At 64.2% G+C, this 13,953-nt stretch carries 17 protein-coding genes, 1 tRNA gene and 1 pseudogene; 6 read left to right on the top strand and 13 right to left on the bottom strand.

The features are described from left to right. Positions 1 to 43: 43 nt before the first annotated feature. From RNZ50_19465 to RNZ50_19410, 12 genes are all read right to left on the bottom strand, one after another. The gene (locus RNZ50_19465; GenBank protein MDT8857170.1) at positions 44 to 454 is read right to left on the bottom strand and encodes a hypothetical protein; all 411 of its coding nucleotides are present in this window, start codon (positions 452 to 454) and stop codon (positions 44 to 46) included. A gap of 88 nt (positions 455 to 542) precedes the next feature. Next, positions 543 to 902: a helix-turn-helix domain-containing protein gene (locus RNZ50_19460; GenBank protein MDT8857169.1), complete on the bottom strand. Its 360-nt coding sequence runs from the start codon at positions 900 to 902 to the stop codon at positions 543 to 545. 136 nt (positions 903 to 1,038) lie between these two features. Then, positions 1,039 to 1,983 (bottom strand): phage protease, encoded by a 945-nt coding sequence (locus RNZ50_19455; protein ID MDT8857168.1) that lies wholly within the window; start codon positions 1,981 to 1,983, stop codon positions 1,039 to 1,041. Between the two features lie 4 nt (positions 1,984 to 1,987). Beyond that, positions 1,988 to 2,884: a Mu-like prophage major head subunit gpT family protein gene (locus RNZ50_19450; GenBank protein ID MDT8857167.1), complete on the bottom strand. Its 897-nt coding sequence runs from the start codon at positions 2,882 to 2,884 to the stop codon at positions 1,988 to 1,990. A 262-nt stretch (positions 2,885 to 3,146) separates the two neighbouring features. Further along, positions 3,147 to 3,226, bottom strand: a tRNA-Ser gene (locus RNZ50_19445). A 225-nt stretch (positions 3,227 to 3,451) separates the two neighbouring features. After that, positions 3,452 to 3,871, bottom strand: coding sequence for a regulatory protein GemA (locus tag RNZ50_19440; protein MDT8857166.1), 420 nt, complete (start codon positions 3,869 to 3,871; stop codon positions 3,452 to 3,454). Next, positions 3,868 to 4,323: a hypothetical protein gene (locus RNZ50_19435; GenBank protein ID MDT8857165.1), complete on the bottom strand. Its 456-nt coding sequence runs from the start codon at positions 4,321 to 4,323 to the stop codon at positions 3,868 to 3,870. The genes RNZ50_19440 and RNZ50_19435 overlap by 4 nt, the downstream gene beginning before the upstream one ends. Then, positions 4,323 to 5,096 (bottom strand): AAA family ATPase, encoded by a 774-nt coding sequence (locus RNZ50_19430; GenBank protein ID MDT8857164.1) that lies wholly within the window; start codon positions 5,094 to 5,096, stop codon positions 4,323 to 4,325. Before RNZ50_19430 ends, RNZ50_19435 begins: the two co-directional genes overlap by 1 nt. Positions 5,097 to 5,174: 78 nt before the next feature. Continuing rightward, positions 5,175 to 6,230, bottom strand: a complete 1,056-nt coding sequence (locus RNZ50_19425) for a transposase domain-containing protein (protein ID MDT8857163.1) — start codon at positions 6,228 to 6,230, stop codon at positions 5,175 to 5,177. Positions 6,231 to 6,306: 76 nt separating this feature from the next. Continuing rightward, complete coding sequence (istB, locus tag RNZ50_19420; protein ID MDT8857162.1) at positions 6,307 to 7,122, bottom strand: IS21-like element helper ATPase IstB; 816 nt, start codon at positions 7,120 to 7,122, stop codon at positions 6,307 to 6,309. Continuing rightward, the gene (gene istA / locus RNZ50_19415; GenBank protein ID MDT8857161.1) at positions 7,119 to 8,627 is read right to left on the bottom strand and encodes an IS21 family transposase; all 1,509 of its coding nucleotides are present in this window, start codon (positions 8,625 to 8,627) and stop codon (positions 7,119 to 7,121) included. Before istA ends, istB begins: the two co-directional genes overlap by 4 nt. 120 nt (positions 8,628 to 8,747) lie before the next feature. Further along, positions 8,748 to 9,710: a DNA-binding domain-containing protein gene (locus tag RNZ50_19410; GenBank protein ID MDT8857160.1), complete on the bottom strand. Its 963-nt coding sequence runs from the start codon at positions 9,708 to 9,710 to the stop codon at positions 8,748 to 8,750. A gap of 274 nt (positions 9,711 to 9,984) precedes the next feature. On the opposite strand from RNZ50_19410, the gene RNZ50_19405 reads away from it, so the two are divergent. Further along, positions 9,985 to 10,545, top strand: a complete 561-nt coding sequence (locus tag RNZ50_19405) for a helix-turn-helix transcriptional regulator (GenBank protein ID MDT8857159.1) — start codon at positions 9,985 to 9,987, stop codon at positions 10,543 to 10,545. Between the two features lie 276 nt (positions 10,546 to 10,821). Here RNZ50_19405 and RNZ50_19400 read toward each other — a convergent pair. Next, a pseudogene (locus RNZ50_19400) lies at positions 10,822 to 11,136 on the bottom strand (metalloregulator ArsR/SmtB family transcription factor). 214 nt (positions 11,137 to 11,350) lie between these two features. Here RNZ50_19400 and RNZ50_19395 point away from each other — a divergent pair. The 5 genes from RNZ50_19395 to RNZ50_19375 all read left to right on the top strand — a co-directional run bounded on the left by RNZ50_19395 (position 11,351) and on the right by RNZ50_19375 (position 13,928). After that, entirely contained in the window at positions 11,351 to 11,695 is a 345-nt protein-coding gene (locus RNZ50_19395; GenBank protein ID MDT8857158.1) for an AtpZ/AtpI family protein, read from the top strand. Then, positions 11,692 to 12,444, top strand: a complete 753-nt coding sequence (locus tag RNZ50_19390) for a F0F1 ATP synthase subunit A (protein MDT8857157.1) — start codon at positions 11,692 to 11,694, stop codon at positions 12,442 to 12,444. Before RNZ50_19395 ends, RNZ50_19390 begins: the two co-directional genes overlap by 4 nt. A 57-nt stretch (positions 12,445 to 12,501) precedes the next feature. Then, positions 12,502 to 12,738 carry a F0F1 ATP synthase subunit C gene (locus RNZ50_19385; protein MDT8857156.1) on the top strand — a complete coding sequence of 79 codons (237 nt, stop codon included), beginning with the start codon at positions 12,502 to 12,504 and terminating at the stop codon, positions 12,736 to 12,738. 78 nt (positions 12,739 to 12,816) lie between these two features. Then, positions 12,817 to 13,365 carry a F0F1 ATP synthase subunit B' gene (locus RNZ50_19380; GenBank protein MDT8857155.1) on the top strand — a complete coding sequence of 183 codons (549 nt, stop codon included), beginning with the start codon at positions 12,817 to 12,819 and terminating at the stop codon, positions 13,363 to 13,365. Between the two features lie 5 nt (positions 13,366 to 13,370). Continuing rightward, the gene (locus RNZ50_19375; protein MDT8857154.1) at positions 13,371 to 13,928 is read left to right on the top strand and encodes a F0F1 ATP synthase subunit B; all 558 of its coding nucleotides are present in this window, start codon (positions 13,371 to 13,373) and stop codon (positions 13,926 to 13,928) included. The last annotated feature ends 25 nt before the right edge of the window (positions 13,929 to 13,953 follow it).

The following is a 13,953-nucleotide window of genomic DNA, read 5'->3' as shown; positions in this document are numbered from 1 at the left end:
AGACCCTGGATGACGATTTCGGGGAATAGCTGGGAACAGCTGGTTACTCGCGATTGGCGCGGTCGGACGGTTTGCCGTCGCGGTGCCACCAGCGGTGCAGGCCGCTGCGGCTGATGTGGCGGTCGGGCGTGAAGTGCTCCGACACGGCGGAGACGATCTGGTCGAAGGTCATCCGGTCCAGCCGCGCCCGGACGAAGGCTTCAATCTCTGGGTCGGCAGTGATCCGGGAAGGGGTGCCGGGTTTGTGAAGGCGGCGATGTTCTGCGGTTGGCGAGACTGGTTCGGCCGGCGGGATAAAGCTGCCGTGAAGGATGGCTTCAAGGGCGGTTAAAGCGTTCGCTGCCGATGCGGTGGCAAGGGCAAGAAGGTCGCGGTTCCGGCGCGCCTCGGTCAGGGCATCGCTGATCAGCGCGCGATTGGCGCTTTGATCGGTGTTGCGGGAATCGGCGGTCATGGGTTATCTCTCCGGTTGGGATGATGACGGCGGAAATTCGGGGTCGTCACCGCAAGGTGACGCGAATGAGGGGACGCCCGGCCTTCCGTCATCCCGCCCGCCTTTCTTCCGCCGCCTTCAGCCAGTTCCGCACGCTGGTGTCGCTGGCGCGGAGCGTCCGGGCGATCTCGGCGGTGGAATGGCCCTTCCAGTCCAGGACGGCGGCAAGCCATGCCTTGGCAAGCGGGACGCGGCGTTGCAGGAGATGCCGGGTTTTTCCCAGGGCGCGGGCCTTGTCGGCACCCACCAGCGACTCAAGCCGGGACCGGCCCTGCGGATTGCCGGAAACCGCAAGCTCCGCGCCGCCGAAGGTCAGCAGGAAGTCAACCGTCAGGTCAAGCCCGAGAACGTCGAAATAGGGTTGCACCTGCGCAGTTGGCCGGGGGAAAGGGCGCGCGAGTTCTGTCATTCGGGAAGGTTCCTGCTTTGCGGTGTTTCGCCCGACCCCCCGCCAACCGGCCCAGGAAAAAACCGGCCGACGGGGTGCCACTCGCGGAGCTCTCTCTTCTCCGCTGGCATCAAGCCGGGTTTCCCCGGCCCGATCTTCAGTCTTTCAGCGTGCCCGGCGGCAGCCCGAGCTGCGCGCAGACGGCTTCCGCCATTTCCGAACCGGTGCGCGTCGCGGGGCTGCTGGGCGGCAGCGCGCCCATGTGCGACGGCTTCAGAAGATGCGCGAAGGCCGGAACCGTGCTGGCAACGAAGCTGTCAAAGCTCGCCTCGTCGTTCATGCAGAGCGCGGTTGCCCATCCCTTCATCGCGGGCGAGATGTAGCCGCGCCGCAGGGCATCCGCGACCTTCTCGGTCGCGCGGCCTTCGGAGGCGGTGGCAAGGGTCAGGTTGCGTTCGGCCAGCATGGCCTGCACCGTCTCGACCGGCACGAACCTGGCCGGGTCCGGGGCATCCGCGCCCTTGGCCTTCAGCAGCTCCGCCAAGGCGGCCAGCATCTCTTCTTCGGTTGCGTCCGGCCCGAGCTTCAGAGCTTCGGCAAGGCGGGCGTAGCGCGCTGCGGCGGGGGTAGTTTCGGGGGGCATGGCGTCTTCCTGACTGGCAAGGGCGGCAAGGTGGAGGTTCGGGTTGTGCACGAGGCCCGCGCCTTTCAGCCGGACAATCGCCTTGGTCTTCGGGTGGAAGAGGAAGCTGGGGGACAGGTAGCGGTACTCCCGGTTGCCGATCAGCTCGCGCGCCGTGGCCGTCCAGTCTACCCGCCCCCAGAGCCCGCCCGCCGCGATCTTCAGTTCCTTGATCCAGCCCGCCGCCGGAACCGGGCCGTTCAGCTTGGCTTCGGGCCTGTCGTTCTGGTGCTCATAGTCGATCGGCAGATCAACGCCGGAAGACTGGAACGCCAGCACCAGGGCGGCCGGGTCCGCCAGATCGAATTCGCGACCGTCGCGCCCGGTCATCCGCCCTTCCGGGAAGAGCTGCACCCATTCCGGCGCATCACCGCCCGGCGCAAGGGCGCGGTCGCAGATGCCAAGGGAAAGCCCGGGCATGGCGTCAGGCGACGTAGGGTGTGACGATCAGTTCCGCCGTGCCCTTCCAGGGGTTCGACCCGCCGCCGTCCTTGGTTTCGGTGTTCAGCAGGTGCAGCGCCGCGCTTTCCAGGGAAGGCGGTACGACCAGGACAGTCGGGGTCACGCCCAGGATGCGCCCGCCGTCGCTCTTGAAGTCCATCATCGCCGCCCGCGCGGCGGCGTAGTTCTCTTCGGTCAGGTCGGCCTTGGAGCCGTAGGCAAGCTGCCAGAGGCCGAAGCCCGCATTGACCCGCGCCCGGACGCCGTAGACGTATTCGTCGTTCATGAACACATGTTGGTCGTTGGTGCCGGTGATCGACTGGAACTCGTACTTCTCGCGTTCCTGCCAGATGATCGGGCGCATGGCGCGCGACGTGTCCAGCAGGAACCAGGGCGCGCCCGATCCGGCCTGCATGTTGCTGACCGAAACCGGCGCGGCCCCGGCGTCCAGTTCAACCGGGTGATCGGTGTCGAAGAAGTTCTGGCCGTCGAAACAGTTGGTGGTGAAGCCCGCCTTCAGCAGGCCGAAGACCAGCTCTTCGGGGTGACGGCGGCTGTCCTGCCCCATTTCCGCGAACATCGGCTTGAAGAGCCCGAGCTTGTCGTCGGCAATGTCGGTGCGACCGACCGAAACCGTCGCCTCGAACTTGCGGTTCGCGATGGTGAAGCCGTGCGCCTTCAGCCCGTTGACGTAGCGCCCCCCGACCCATTCGCGCAGGCGGGGGAACATGCCCAACCAGCCATAGGTCTCATCGCGGCTGGCACTCGGCACCGTCATGGCGATCTTGTCGGCATGGGCCGGGGCGGCGGCAAAGGCATCGGAATAGACGGTCTTGAAGCCCCGGAAGGCAAGGTCCAGCGTTTGGCTGTTGATGATCACGGCGATAGGCCCTTCCTGTCATTGCGGCTTTGTGCAAGCCGTTGTGGATGGAAGGACCATACTCGCGCGCGCGCGTGCAAAACACCCGCACACCCTTGCGGGGGAATGCGGCTGGGCGGGTTGAAGGGAGGGCTTGCCGGTCCCGTACCTGAACGCCCGAAGCGGTTTCGCGTTATGAGCGCGACGGCCTCATGCCCCGGCAAGCCGCCCGAGACTATCAGACCGCCCCGATTCCGGGAAGCCCCGGGCGAGGCCGCGCGACCGGCGCGGAGCTGGAATCGAACCAGCATCAGGTCTTCGATTTCTCGAAAAGCCCCCTTCCCAATCGGGGGACACCGCGCCGATATTCCCGCCCGGATGCGCGGCCAACGGAGCCTGCCAATCAGGATCGTGAAATTAAACAGGTTTCCGACGAAATTAAACGGGGTGAGGGGGTTTCGGGTAGTCAGGTGGCCCGGAACACGAAAGGGCTTTCCACGGCCTTCCTATGGAGTCTGCGGCAAGGGCAAAGGGCGGCACGGTTTCCCGCGCCGCCCTTGCCTGCACCCCGTCCAGGTCGCGCGCCGGTCACGCCGCCCGCGCCCGCGACTTCCACGCCTTCAGGGCGGTGATCACCTTGGGGGCCTGTGCCACGGTCAGGAAGCGCAGCGAGGACACCTTGAACCACTTCAGCAACCAGCCGCACAGCGCGGCCTCGTCCAGCTCGCACGCCTGATGCAGCTCCATCCACAGGGTGCGGATCAGCTCCACCTGACCCGGCGAGGCAAAGCCCGCCCGCTTGCCATAGGACGGCCCGTCCGCCACCAGCGGGCGAAAGCCGACATGATCGAGAAACCCCATGACGGCATCGAAACCCGCCTGATCCAGTTCGGTCGAGCTGGTGACGCCCGCGCACTTCGCCAGGACGCGCCGATAGGTCTCGTCATCCAGGCCGAGCTTGGCCTTCGCCACATACAGGATGGCCTTCTGTTGCTTGCTTATCGTCATTCCGGTTCTCCTCTGCCAAACGTCGTGTCCCGTTGCCCGCCCGCCTTGCGCGCAAGCTTTGCCTGCGCGACCGCCGCCATGGCGATGCGAAGCTTGGCGTCGAACATGTCGATTGCCGCGCCCTCCTGCGCTGCCGCGTGCTTGTAGGCGCGGGCGCACAGCTCATGGATGCTGGTGACACCGGGATCGTCGTGACCGATGTGCCCACCCGCCGCCATGGACCACAGGAACGTAAAGACCTGTTCGGCATGGCCCAGAAGGTAGGGCACTTCCGCCGTCGCCAGTTCCAGGCGTGATGCCTCTTCGTGGGTCAGGCGGATCGTTACCATGTCGTCGGACATGCCCGATTGCGCCGCATCGGAAGTCACCGGCTCCGCTGGCCTGCCGGGAATATAGAGCGCTTTCCCCTCCCGCGCCGCCTTGACCCGGTAGTCTTCGCTGCAATCGGCCATCACTTGCCACCCTTGGGCTGAAGTTTCAGGTCTTCGATTGCGGCCAATACATGCGCCAACTCTGTCCGCTCACCGCCCGAGAACAAGCTCGCATGGTCAATGACGTTCGCCACATCGCGCAGGGCGCCATGGTGCCGCGCGACGGCGTACAGGGCTTCGATGATCCTCGCATCGGTCAAACTGCGGCGGGCGGCAAGTGCCTGAACATCGGCCTCCGGCACCCTCCGCACAACAACCGGGCGGCGTATCCGGCTGCGGAGCTGGGGCAGGTATTCCCGGGCATCGAGAAGCTTCAGGTCTCCGCACAAAACGAGTGGGAAACATCCATCTCGGGCCGTTTCGCGAAGCCATTCGAACGCGACGTAGTCCGCGCCTCCCTTTGGATATCGCTGTACGAGGTTCTGGGCTTCGTCCACGAGCAGCATTCCGTCGGTGCCGATGGCTTCGGCAATGCGCAGCCGCTCGGCGGGCATCCGGCAGTTGTTCGGTTCCCCAAGTTCGAGACTCCGCATCAAGCCGAACGCCAAGGAAAAAGGGGACGCCTCACCCGCCACGCATGTGAACAGAAAGGTCCGTTTGGCACCATGAAGGTAGTGCAACAAGGTTTCGGTTTTGCCCATCCCGGGAGCGGCAGCGATCATTCCTATCGCCTCGCCACCCAGATTACGGACGTGCCCCAAGGTCCTCAGGATATCCGTTGCCGTTTCGGTCATCACGAACCGCCCGGTCTCGGGCGGAGAGTAGGGATTGATCAGCTTCAAGTGTTCTGCCATGCTTGTCTCCGTTCTGTCATGCGGGCCTAAACCCGCTGTGATTGACCGATGGGGCGCTCCAACGTCCCATCGGTCTCCTTACCTGCGGTACGCCTGCCCTTGGGCAATCGCCGCGTCCAGATTTCTAAGATACTCTTCCGGCACCGCCGGACGCGGCTTGCGGCTCTCATGTACGAGATCAACGGCCATGACTCGCGCGGGCTTGAGGGTGCTTCCGAAATGCCCCTCAACAACGCCTGCGGGTGCAGGAACCAGCGGGCCGGGGTCTGGAATGCTGTCTGTCAGTTCCTTGAACCGGGCGGCGTCCATGAAAGCTTGGGCCTCGTCCAGTCTGCGTGTCGCGATGGTGACCGCCTTGCGGTTCCGGGTGGCCGTGCGGATGCCATCAACACTGCCGTAAGCGCCGATCTTCACCGGCAGAATACCTTCACAAATCAACTCGCCCGCTTCGTTGTAGGCCAGCGCGGGTTGATCGAAGTCATCCGGGTTGCGCCCAAGCAGGATGCGCGTCTTGCTCTTCGGGTCGTGATACTTGAGCAGGGCATCCTGCGTGTCCGGGTCACCATAGGTGCAGTCGTCCACAGTGACGCGCCCCCAGCGGTCCACCGCCACCGGCGTGTAGATCAGCCCTGCCAGATAGAGTTGCCGCGAAGTCGCGACCCGTCGCACCCGAAGTTTCAATCCCGCTTCGAACACGTCGCGATAGGACCGACCGCGCATCCCCTGTCCGCGACGCCCCGTTTCCGCATTGTACCGGTTGACCTCGCGCGCAAGGACGCGGCGCGCCTCTTCCAGGGCAATGGGTGTTACGCCTGCATCCGGGCTTGCGCCGGGCTTATGCCCGGCATGGGCACCCTTGAACTCGGGCCGATCTTCAATCACGCGCGAAAGGCTTGCAAAACAACGCTCTGCAATCTTTGACTGCCCGTGTTCCGGGGTCGCGAAGTGGATTGCGATGCCCAGGTGGTGGCAGATGCCCAAGGGCTTCACCCCGTCCATAGCCTTGGGTGCGTTGCGGAACTTGTGCACCGCCCCGCCCGCCACCAGATTCCCGGTGAAGGATCGGCTGTTGTCCGGATAGAGCCGGTCGAAAATCCCATAGGTTTCGCAGGCGCGCCGGATGTAGCGCGTCAACCAGCATGTCCGTGACCGTCAACCACGTTGGCCGGTTTTAGGCCGCTGGGTTGGCGTATCTGGAATTGTTTTTCGCTCAGCCTTCTCCTTTGTCCTTGTTGTCGGCGATGGTTGTCGTTGGCGGTCTGCTCAGCGCCTCTTTGTTGGAGGCGGCCGCGCGCTGGCGGAAGCTTTCGGCATTCATCTCCAGGATCGCTGCGTGATGAACCAGCCGGTCGATGGCGGCGACGGTCATCGCCTTGTCCGGGAAGATCTGGTCCCAGCCGCTGAAGGGCTGGTTGGCGGCGATGGCGATGCTGCGGTATTCGTAGCGCCGGGCGATCAGTTCGAAGAGCACGCCGGTTTCGGCCTGATCCTTGTGGGCGTAGGTGATGTCGTCGAGGATGATCAGGTCGAACTTGTCGAGCTTGGCGAGCGCGGCTTCGAGCACCAGATCGCGGCGGGCGGCCTGAAGTCGCTGCACCAGATCGCTGGTGCGGGTATAGAACACGCGGTGTCCCCGCTCGATCAGGGCATGGCCTATCGCGCAGAGAATGTGCGTCTTGCCCGTGCCGGAATTGCCGATGGCGATCAGATTGCCGCCACCCTCCAGCCAGTCGCCGGCCGCCAAGGCCTCGATCCGGGCGCGCGGCAGGGTTGGCAGCGCCTTGAAGTCGAAGGTCGCCAGCGTCTTGCCAGCCGGTAGCTGTGCCTCGTTCATGTGGCGCTGAATGCGGCGCATGTCGCGTTCGGCCAGCTCGTATTCCGCGAGGACAGCCAGAAAGCGGGCAGCGGGCCAGCCTTCGGCATCGGCGCGGGTGGCAATCTCGGTCCAGAGTTTGTGGAAGCTGGGCAGGCGCAGCGCGGTCAGCATGCCGGGCAGCGTGTGGATGTCGATCTCGCGGGAGGTCATGCGCAGGCTCCCAGAAGGGCATCGAAGCTGTCGAGCGAGGGATGGGCGACGGCAACATCTCTCGGCAGCGCCGTTTGCCGCGGGTTCAGGCAGGATGCCAGAGGTCCGGGATCGGGCACCCGGCCCGCGTCCAATTCTGCTGCCAGCAGATGTGCCAGTTCCGCCTCGCAGGCCCGGTCGTGGGCGATGAACAGCAGGTCGACCATGCGGCGGCAGGCGTCGCGGCGGGGCAGATCGCGCTGCAGCACCTTCCAGGCCTCAGCGTATTCGGTTCGCGGGAACAGGCTGTCGCGGTAGATCGAACTCCACAGGGCTTGCGGTTTGCGCCGCAGCGCATGGATGACGTGATGGTAGTTGATGACATGCACGCGATGGCCATCGCCGCGACCTCGCGCCCTTGTATGGCTGACGACCAGGGTGCTGCCGAGAAAGGCCTCAAGGCGATCGTCGTAAAGGTGGACCCGCAAGCGCTGCCCGATCAGCTGCGACGGGGCGCTGTAGAAGATGCTCTTGACCAGAAAGCCGCTGGTGCGGGTGACCGGAACCACGGTCTCTGTAAAGTCGGTGGTGCGCCGGCGCGGCAGGGGCTTCAGATGCGCCCGTTCCACCTGCGTGGCCGCCGCCCGCTGCCGGTTGCGCCGTGCCACCAGAATGTCGATGAAGCGGCGGTAGTCCTCGATGCTGGCGAAGTCGCGGCTGCCGCGCAGGATCAGCGCCTGTTCGATGGCCTTCTTCAGGTGCCGGTTCTGGGACTCCACCGCGCCGTTCTCATGAGCTTCCCCGCGGTTGTTGCGACTGGCCTCCATGCCGTAATGGCCGACGAAGGCATTGTAGCGCGTGGTGATATCCTGGCGCTGGTCAGCCGTCAGGTTGCGGAAAGCGGCCGAGAGGCTGTCGGTGCGATGCTCCTGTGGTGCCCCGCCGAGCGACCAGAGCGCCTGCTGCAGGTTCTCGGCCAGGGCCGTGAAGCTCTCCCCGCCCAGGACCACCCCGACATGCTCCCACCGGCTGTAGACCATGACGAAGTGGTAGAGCAGATGCGGGAATAGCTGGCCCGCGATCGTCACCTCCAGCTCCTCGGCATGAGTGAAGTCGGACTGGGCCATGCGGCCCGGCTCCGGCGTCTGGCGGAAGATGATGTCGCGCTCGGGCCCGTTCAACGCCCGCCACTGCCGCACCCGCCGTTCCAGGGTGCGCCGGATGCGGTCATCGGGGAAGGCCAGCGGGTGCAGGCCCTGAAGGTGGCGCAGCAGGGTGACGGCCTGCAAGGCGCTGTCCCTCTCCAGCAAGGGAAGGATGTCGCCCTCCCAAAAGCCTTCGAGGGGATCGGCCACCGTGCGCCCGTGAACGATCTTGCGGTTCGAGGGCAGCGTCGGATCGGCATCGAACCGTCGGGCCGTGCGCTCACTGAACCCGGCGCGGGCGGCCGACGTGCGCTGACTGTGATATCGGAGGTCGGACATGTATAATCTCAATTGCTGGTCGTTGATGGGTTTGTAGGCCAACCCGGATCCTCCGTTTGACGGCAGAGGAACCCGGCTTACCAACCCGCAGCGACCAGCACCTTCCCCGAAATCAATCAAGCCGGTGGGGCTGCCCTCCAGACGGGCATGCCCGTCTTCCGTTCAGCCCCACCGGCCAAGGTGGTTGTCGGCACCGGCCAAGATGGTTGTCGCGCAACACCGGATTAGCCGCACCGTCGAGCGCGCGTTTTCAGCATCTGCCACCTCCCAATCGAGAACGGCATTCGAGGCGCAATCCACCAGCGCCAGAAAGGTATGGCGGCGCACCTTGCCGTCTTCGCCCACGGCCCAGAAGTCCTGCGTCCGCCCGTCGAGAGACACCCATTCCAGTGGTAGGATCGAAGTCTTGTCGCGCACTGCAGGCTGCGCCAGACGCCGCGCGGCCTCTTCCCGCCCCACACGGATCGTCAGCTTTTCGACTTCGGACAGAGCATCCCAGCGGCGGAAGACGGTCGACCAGGACGGCCAGTCCCAGCCTTCCGCAAGTTTCAGGTCGCGGGCATCGCACCAAGCCTTGCGCAGAGGATACTCTTCGCCGCCATCCCGCAAGGCGGTGAGGAAGTAAGACCACGCCTCGGCCGGGATTTCTGTCGGCTTTCGCCCGCCTCGGTAATCCGCCAAAAGCGCGGGGGCGAAGTTGATCGGATCGACCCCTTCAATATCGCTTAAAACCCGCCTCAAGGACGCCTCTGAAGCCCCCTTTTCGCCAAGCTCCGATGCGACGAGGGAGACCTTCTCAGGCCAACTCAGCATCTTTCCCGCTGCGATCAACAGCCGCGCCACGGCCGCCTTCTGTTCTGCCGCCGCCCGCATCTTCGGCGGGGCGTCCGCGAACCGTTCATGCGCCACATCATCATAGGTGCCCGCCGAGATCCCCGCCCGCGCACACTCGCGTTGGATATAGGCAAGGCGCACCGGGGCGGGCAAGTCCGTGAAGGCGAAGGTGAAGCGTTGGCCGCTTTGCTTCGTCGGAATGCAAAGCCTCTTCAGCCAGTCCCGAACGCCACGGTTGGTTGCTGGAACGTCCGGCAAGCCCACAATCGAACCGACGGTCAGAACATTCATGATGTCACCCCAGCGGCAGTCTTCACTTTTTCAACAAGCAATAGGGCTTTCGGTCCCTTCCAATGGCCCAACAAGGCCTTCCGTGCGTTGTGATAATCCACACCTTCAGCCTGACACCACGCATGGAAATTTGACCCATTTCCGACAAATGCCGCGCGCACCCGCAGCAGGGTGTGGCAATCTTGGTGTCTGTCTGATACGCTCATGTTGGAACTACCGCGACCCAAATTGGAGTAACGGTATTCCCCATTTTGGGTAACGTCAAGGCGGCGTGATGATAGAGGCAGTATCTTTTCGTCTGCGGAGCCTTCGGGATCGGAACGGTTGGACGGTCGCAGACATGGCCGAGCGGACCGGCATCCCGAAACGGACTCTCGACAAATATATGCTGCGCAGTGGCGCGAGCCTTCCAGGGTTCGACGCTCTTTGCCTGCTGTCGAAGGGCCTAGGGGTTTCGCTGGATTGGCTGGTATTTGGCTCCGAAGGTGCGAGCCCCAGCGTCGAGTTGATCGTCGAGAGAGCAAGCCATGCGGCGGGCCGTGCCGTCTTTGAGACGATCCTCCGAGAATTTTACGCGAAGAACGGAGCTATAGTTTCTGGTGAGCGGATACTCAACTTGACCCCGGAGGACTGGGCGGGCGCGGTTGGTGACTATGCCAAGGAAGAAGCAGCGAAAATGATTGCCGAAGGCATTACCTACGAAGAACTTCTGAACTGGCGCAACAAGAAGCTTGAACGTGTACATGAGCTGTTCGTTGACATGGTTTCGGAGTTGCTTCCAGACGTGAAACTACCGACGAATCTGGCCAACACGAAACGGGGAACCGGGAACTAACCAGTTCCCGGTTGGCATATCCCCCAGACCGCCCACCATTGATTTCATTCAATTTCCTCAGAGCCGCTTTCCGCCGCTGCGCCTCAATCCGACCCGAAAACCCCAAATCCCGTCAAACCAATCGAACCGACCACTTTTCAAGGCACTGATTTTGCTTGCGATTTTTTTGCGACCCTGTCAAACCTTTTGAACGCCGTCACCGGGGGGGCTGTCTGCCCCCGGACCCCCCGAGGGTATTTCGGCCAATGAGAAGCCGGAAAGGGGCGCTTCGGTGGCAAGTTCCTGTTCGAGGAACCGCTCGAAAGCGTCGAGGTTGACCGGCTCGAACTGGCCGAAGCCCTGCATCCAGACCGAGGCCGCGCGCAGGCTGTCGGGATCGAGCTTGCACCATTTGACCCGGCCGTGGCGTTCCTGGGTGATCAGCCCCGCCTCGGCCAGCACCTGAAGGTGTTTCGAGATGGCGGCAAGCGACATCGCGAAGGGTTCCGCCACATCGGTCACCGCCATGTCATCTTCCAGCAGCATGGCGAGGATGGCCCGGCGGGTCGGGTCGGCGAGGGCGGAGAACACGGCGTCGAGGTCATGGGGCATGGCGCAGTTGTGGCGTGGCGCCGCAGGATCGTCAACCGCGCGGTTGAACATGGGGCAGGGGTCGGGCGGCCCCTAAGGCGGGACCGGGGATCGGACGGATTGCAGAAAAACCTTTTATCTCAATGGCTTGAAAAGAGAGGGGCGGGGGATATCCTTGCTTGACTCGGGGGGTGGCCCTGCGTAGGTTCGCCGCGACTGTTGAAGGGTGCTGCAGATGGCGGACGAACCCGATCCCGAACGGCTGCGGGCCCTTGAGGCCCGGCTGGCGCAGAAGATCGGGGCCGGTCCGGCGCGGCGCACGGAGGCGGGCAAGGCATTCTCGCAGGGCGAGCTGGCCTGGCGGATGGTGATCGAGCTGGTGACGGGCGTTCTGCTTGGCCTCGCGATCGGATACGGGCTGGACGCGCTGTTCGGCACGATGCCCATCTTCCTGGTGATCTTCGCCCTGTTCGGCTTTGCTGCCGGTGTCAGGACGATGATGGGCACGGCCCGTCAGATGGCGGCGGCGCAGCAAGCGCAGATCGATGCGGGGAAACCCGGCGGAACCGAAGGGAAATGAACGTGGCGACCGAGGCAGAAAGCAGTCTTCAGATCCACCCGATGGACCAGTTCCTGATCAAGCCGCTGTTCGGCAGCGAGCAGATCCAGTGGTATACCGTCACCAACTCCACCCTGTGGATGGCGCTGGCCGTGGTCGGGATCATTGCGCTTCTGGTGCTGGGCACACGCGGGCGGGCCCTGATCCCGACGCGCACCCAGTCGATCGCCGAACTGGCCTACGGCTTCGTCTACAAGATGATCGAGGACGTGACCGGGCATGACGGGGTTAAGTATTTCCCCTACATCATGACGCTGTTCATGTTCATCCTGTTCTCGAACTTCCTCGGGCTGATCCCGATGTCCTTCGCCACGACTTCGCATTTCGCGGTGACGGCGGTGCTGGCGCTGCTGGTGTTCTGCACCGTGACGGTGCTGGGGTTCATGCTGCACGGGACGAAATTCCTGAAGCTGTTCTGGGTTTCATCGGCGCCTGCGCCGCTGCGTCCGGTTCTGGCGGTGATCGAGGTGATCTCGTATTTCGTGCGCCCGCTCAGCCATTCCATTCGTCTTGTCGGCAACGTCATGGCAGGCCATGCGGTGATCAAGGTGTTCGCGGCCTTTGCGGCCGTCACGCTGATCTCGCCCCTGTCAATCCTTGCCATCACGGCGATGTACGGCCTGGAGGTGCTCGTGTCGGCCATCCAGGCCTACGTGTTCACGATCCTGACCTGCGTCTACCTGCGCGATGCGCTGCATCCGCACCACTGAGACGCGGTTCTCCGCGACAATCCAATCAGCCAATTCCAACCTCAAGGAGTGACGAACATGGAAGGCGATATCGTTCAAATGGGTGCCTACATCGGCGCTGGCCTGGCCTGCATGGGCATGGGCGGCGCGGCCATCGGTGTGGGCAACGTGGCGGGGAACTTCCTGTCCGGCGCCCTGCGCAACCCCTCTGCTGCCCCCGGGCAGACCGCCATGCTGTTCATCGGCATCGCGTTTGCCGAAGCCTTCGGGATCTTCTCGTTCCTCGTCGCGCTTCTGCTGATGTTCGCCGTCTGATCCCGGCAAACCGACGCTTTCGGCCAGAGGGGTGCAGACCTCTCTGGCCGGGTTTCCCGAGGGACGCAGGAGAACAAGATGGCGACCGAAGCTGTTGACGCGGCGGCAGGTGCGGCGGGCCACGGTGGTGGCGATGCCGCGGGCATGCCGCAACTGGATTTCTCGACCTTCCCGAACCAGATATTCTGGCTTCTGGTCACGCTGGTCGCAATCTATTTCGTGCTGGAGCGGGTGGCTCTGCCCCGGATCGCGGCCGTTCTGGCCGAGCGGACCGGCACCATCACCAACGATCTTGCCGCCGCCGACGACCTGAAGAAACAGGCCGTGCTGGCGGAAAAGGCCTACAACGACGCGCTGGCGAAGGCGAGGGCCGAGGCCGGGCGGATCGTGGCGGAAGCCAAGGCCGACATCAAGAAAGACCTCGACGCTGCAATGGCAGAGGCCGATCTGCAGATTTCCGCGAAAGCGGCCGAGTCGGAGACCAGGATTGCCGAAATCCGTGCGGGTGCGCTGCAAAGCGTGACCGAGGTGGCGACCGAGACTGCGCGCGAAATCGTGGCGGCCTTCGGTGGCAAGACCGACACGGGCAGCGTGACTGCGGCGGTTTCCGCCCGGCTGAAGGGGTGACGGCGATGAAACATCTTATCCTTCTGGCCATGCTGGCCGCTGGCCCGGCCGCCGCCGCCACCGACGGACCGTTCGCTTCGCTGAAGAACACCGACTTCGTCGTGCTGGTGGGTTTCATCCTGTTCCTCGGGGCTCTGGTCTACTTCAAGGTGCCCGAGATCATCACGCGTCTGCTGGACAGGCGCGCGGCGCAGATCAAGGCCGACCTGGAAGAGGCGCGCGCGCTGCGCGAGGAAGCCCGGGCGATCCTGACCTCTTACGAGCGCAAGCAGAAAGAGGTGCAGGAACAGTCTGACCGCATCGTGGCCAACGCCAAGGACGAGGCGATGGCTGCGGCCCGGCTGGCCAAGGAAGAGCTGAAACTGTCGATTGCCCGCCGCATGGCGACGGCGGAAGATCAGCTGGCCTCGGCCGAAGCCTCGGCCGTTCGGGCGGTGCGCGAACAGGCGGTGACCGTGGCGATTGCGGCGGCGACCGAACTGCTTGCCCGCCAGATGACGCCCGCCGCGGCGTCGGCCACCATCGACAGCGCGATCGACCAGGTCGCGGCCAAGATGCACTAGACCGGGGCGGCCCGACACGAACGCG

It is taken from the genome of Paracoccaceae bacterium Fryx2 (assembly GCA_032334235.1).
In the GTDB taxonomy this organism is placed as follows: Bacteria; Pseudomonadota; Alphaproteobacteria; order Rhodobacterales; family Rhodobacteraceae; genus JAVSGI01.
The sequence above is the reverse complement of the archived record's forward strand: the minus strand, read 5'-3'. Positions and strand labels throughout refer to the sequence as shown.

Bases quoted from the DNA above. Each gene is read 5' to 3' on its own strand.
- RNZ50_19375 (MDT8857154.1), top strand. From the start codon at position 13,371: ATGAAACATCTTATCCTTCTGGCCATGCTGGCCGCTGGCCCGGCCGCC.
- RNZ50_19410 (MDT8857160.1), bottom strand. From the start codon at position 9,710: ATGAATGTTCTGACCGTCGGTTCGATTGTGGGCTTGCCGGACGTTCCA.
- RNZ50_19460 (MDT8857169.1), bottom strand. From the start codon at position 902: ATGACAGAACTCGCGCGCCCTTTCCCCCGGCCAACTGCGCAGGTGCAA.
- RNZ50_19455 (MDT8857168.1), bottom strand. From the start codon at position 1,983: ATGCCCGGGCTTTCCCTTGGCATCTGCGACCGCGCCCTTGCGCCGGGC.
- RNZ50_19440 (MDT8857166.1), bottom strand. From the start codon at position 3,871: ATGACGATAAGCAAGCAACAGAAGGCCATCCTGTATGTGGCGAAGGCC.
- RNZ50_19390 (MDT8857157.1), top strand. From the start codon at position 11,692: ATGAACGTGGCGACCGAGGCAGAAAGCAGTCTTCAGATCCACCCGATG.
- RNZ50_19465 (MDT8857170.1), bottom strand. From the start codon at position 454: ATGACCGCCGATTCCCGCAACACCGATCAAAGCGCCAATCGCGCGCTG.
- RNZ50_19395 (MDT8857158.1), top strand. From the start codon at position 11,351: ATGGCGGACGAACCCGATCCCGAACGGCTGCGGGCCCTTGAGGCCCGG.
- RNZ50_19380 (MDT8857155.1), top strand. From the start codon at position 12,817: ATGGCGACCGAAGCTGTTGACGCGGCGGCAGGTGCGGCGGGCCACGGT.
- RNZ50_19405 (MDT8857159.1), top strand. From the start codon at position 9,985: ATGATAGAGGCAGTATCTTTTCGTCTGCGGAGCCTTCGGGATCGGAAC.
- istB (MDT8857162.1), bottom strand. From the start codon at position 7,122: ATGACCTCCCGCGAGATCGACATCCACACGCTGCCCGGCATGCTGACC.
- RNZ50_19430 (MDT8857164.1), bottom strand. From the start codon at position 5,096: ATGGCAGAACACTTGAAGCTGATCAATCCCTACTCTCCGCCCGAGACC.
- RNZ50_19435 (MDT8857165.1), bottom strand. From the start codon at position 4,323: ATGGCCGATTGCAGCGAAGACTACCGGGTCAAGGCGGCGCGGGAGGGG.
- RNZ50_19385 (MDT8857156.1), top strand. From the start codon at position 12,502: ATGGAAGGCGATATCGTTCAAATGGGTGCCTACATCGGCGCTGGCCTG.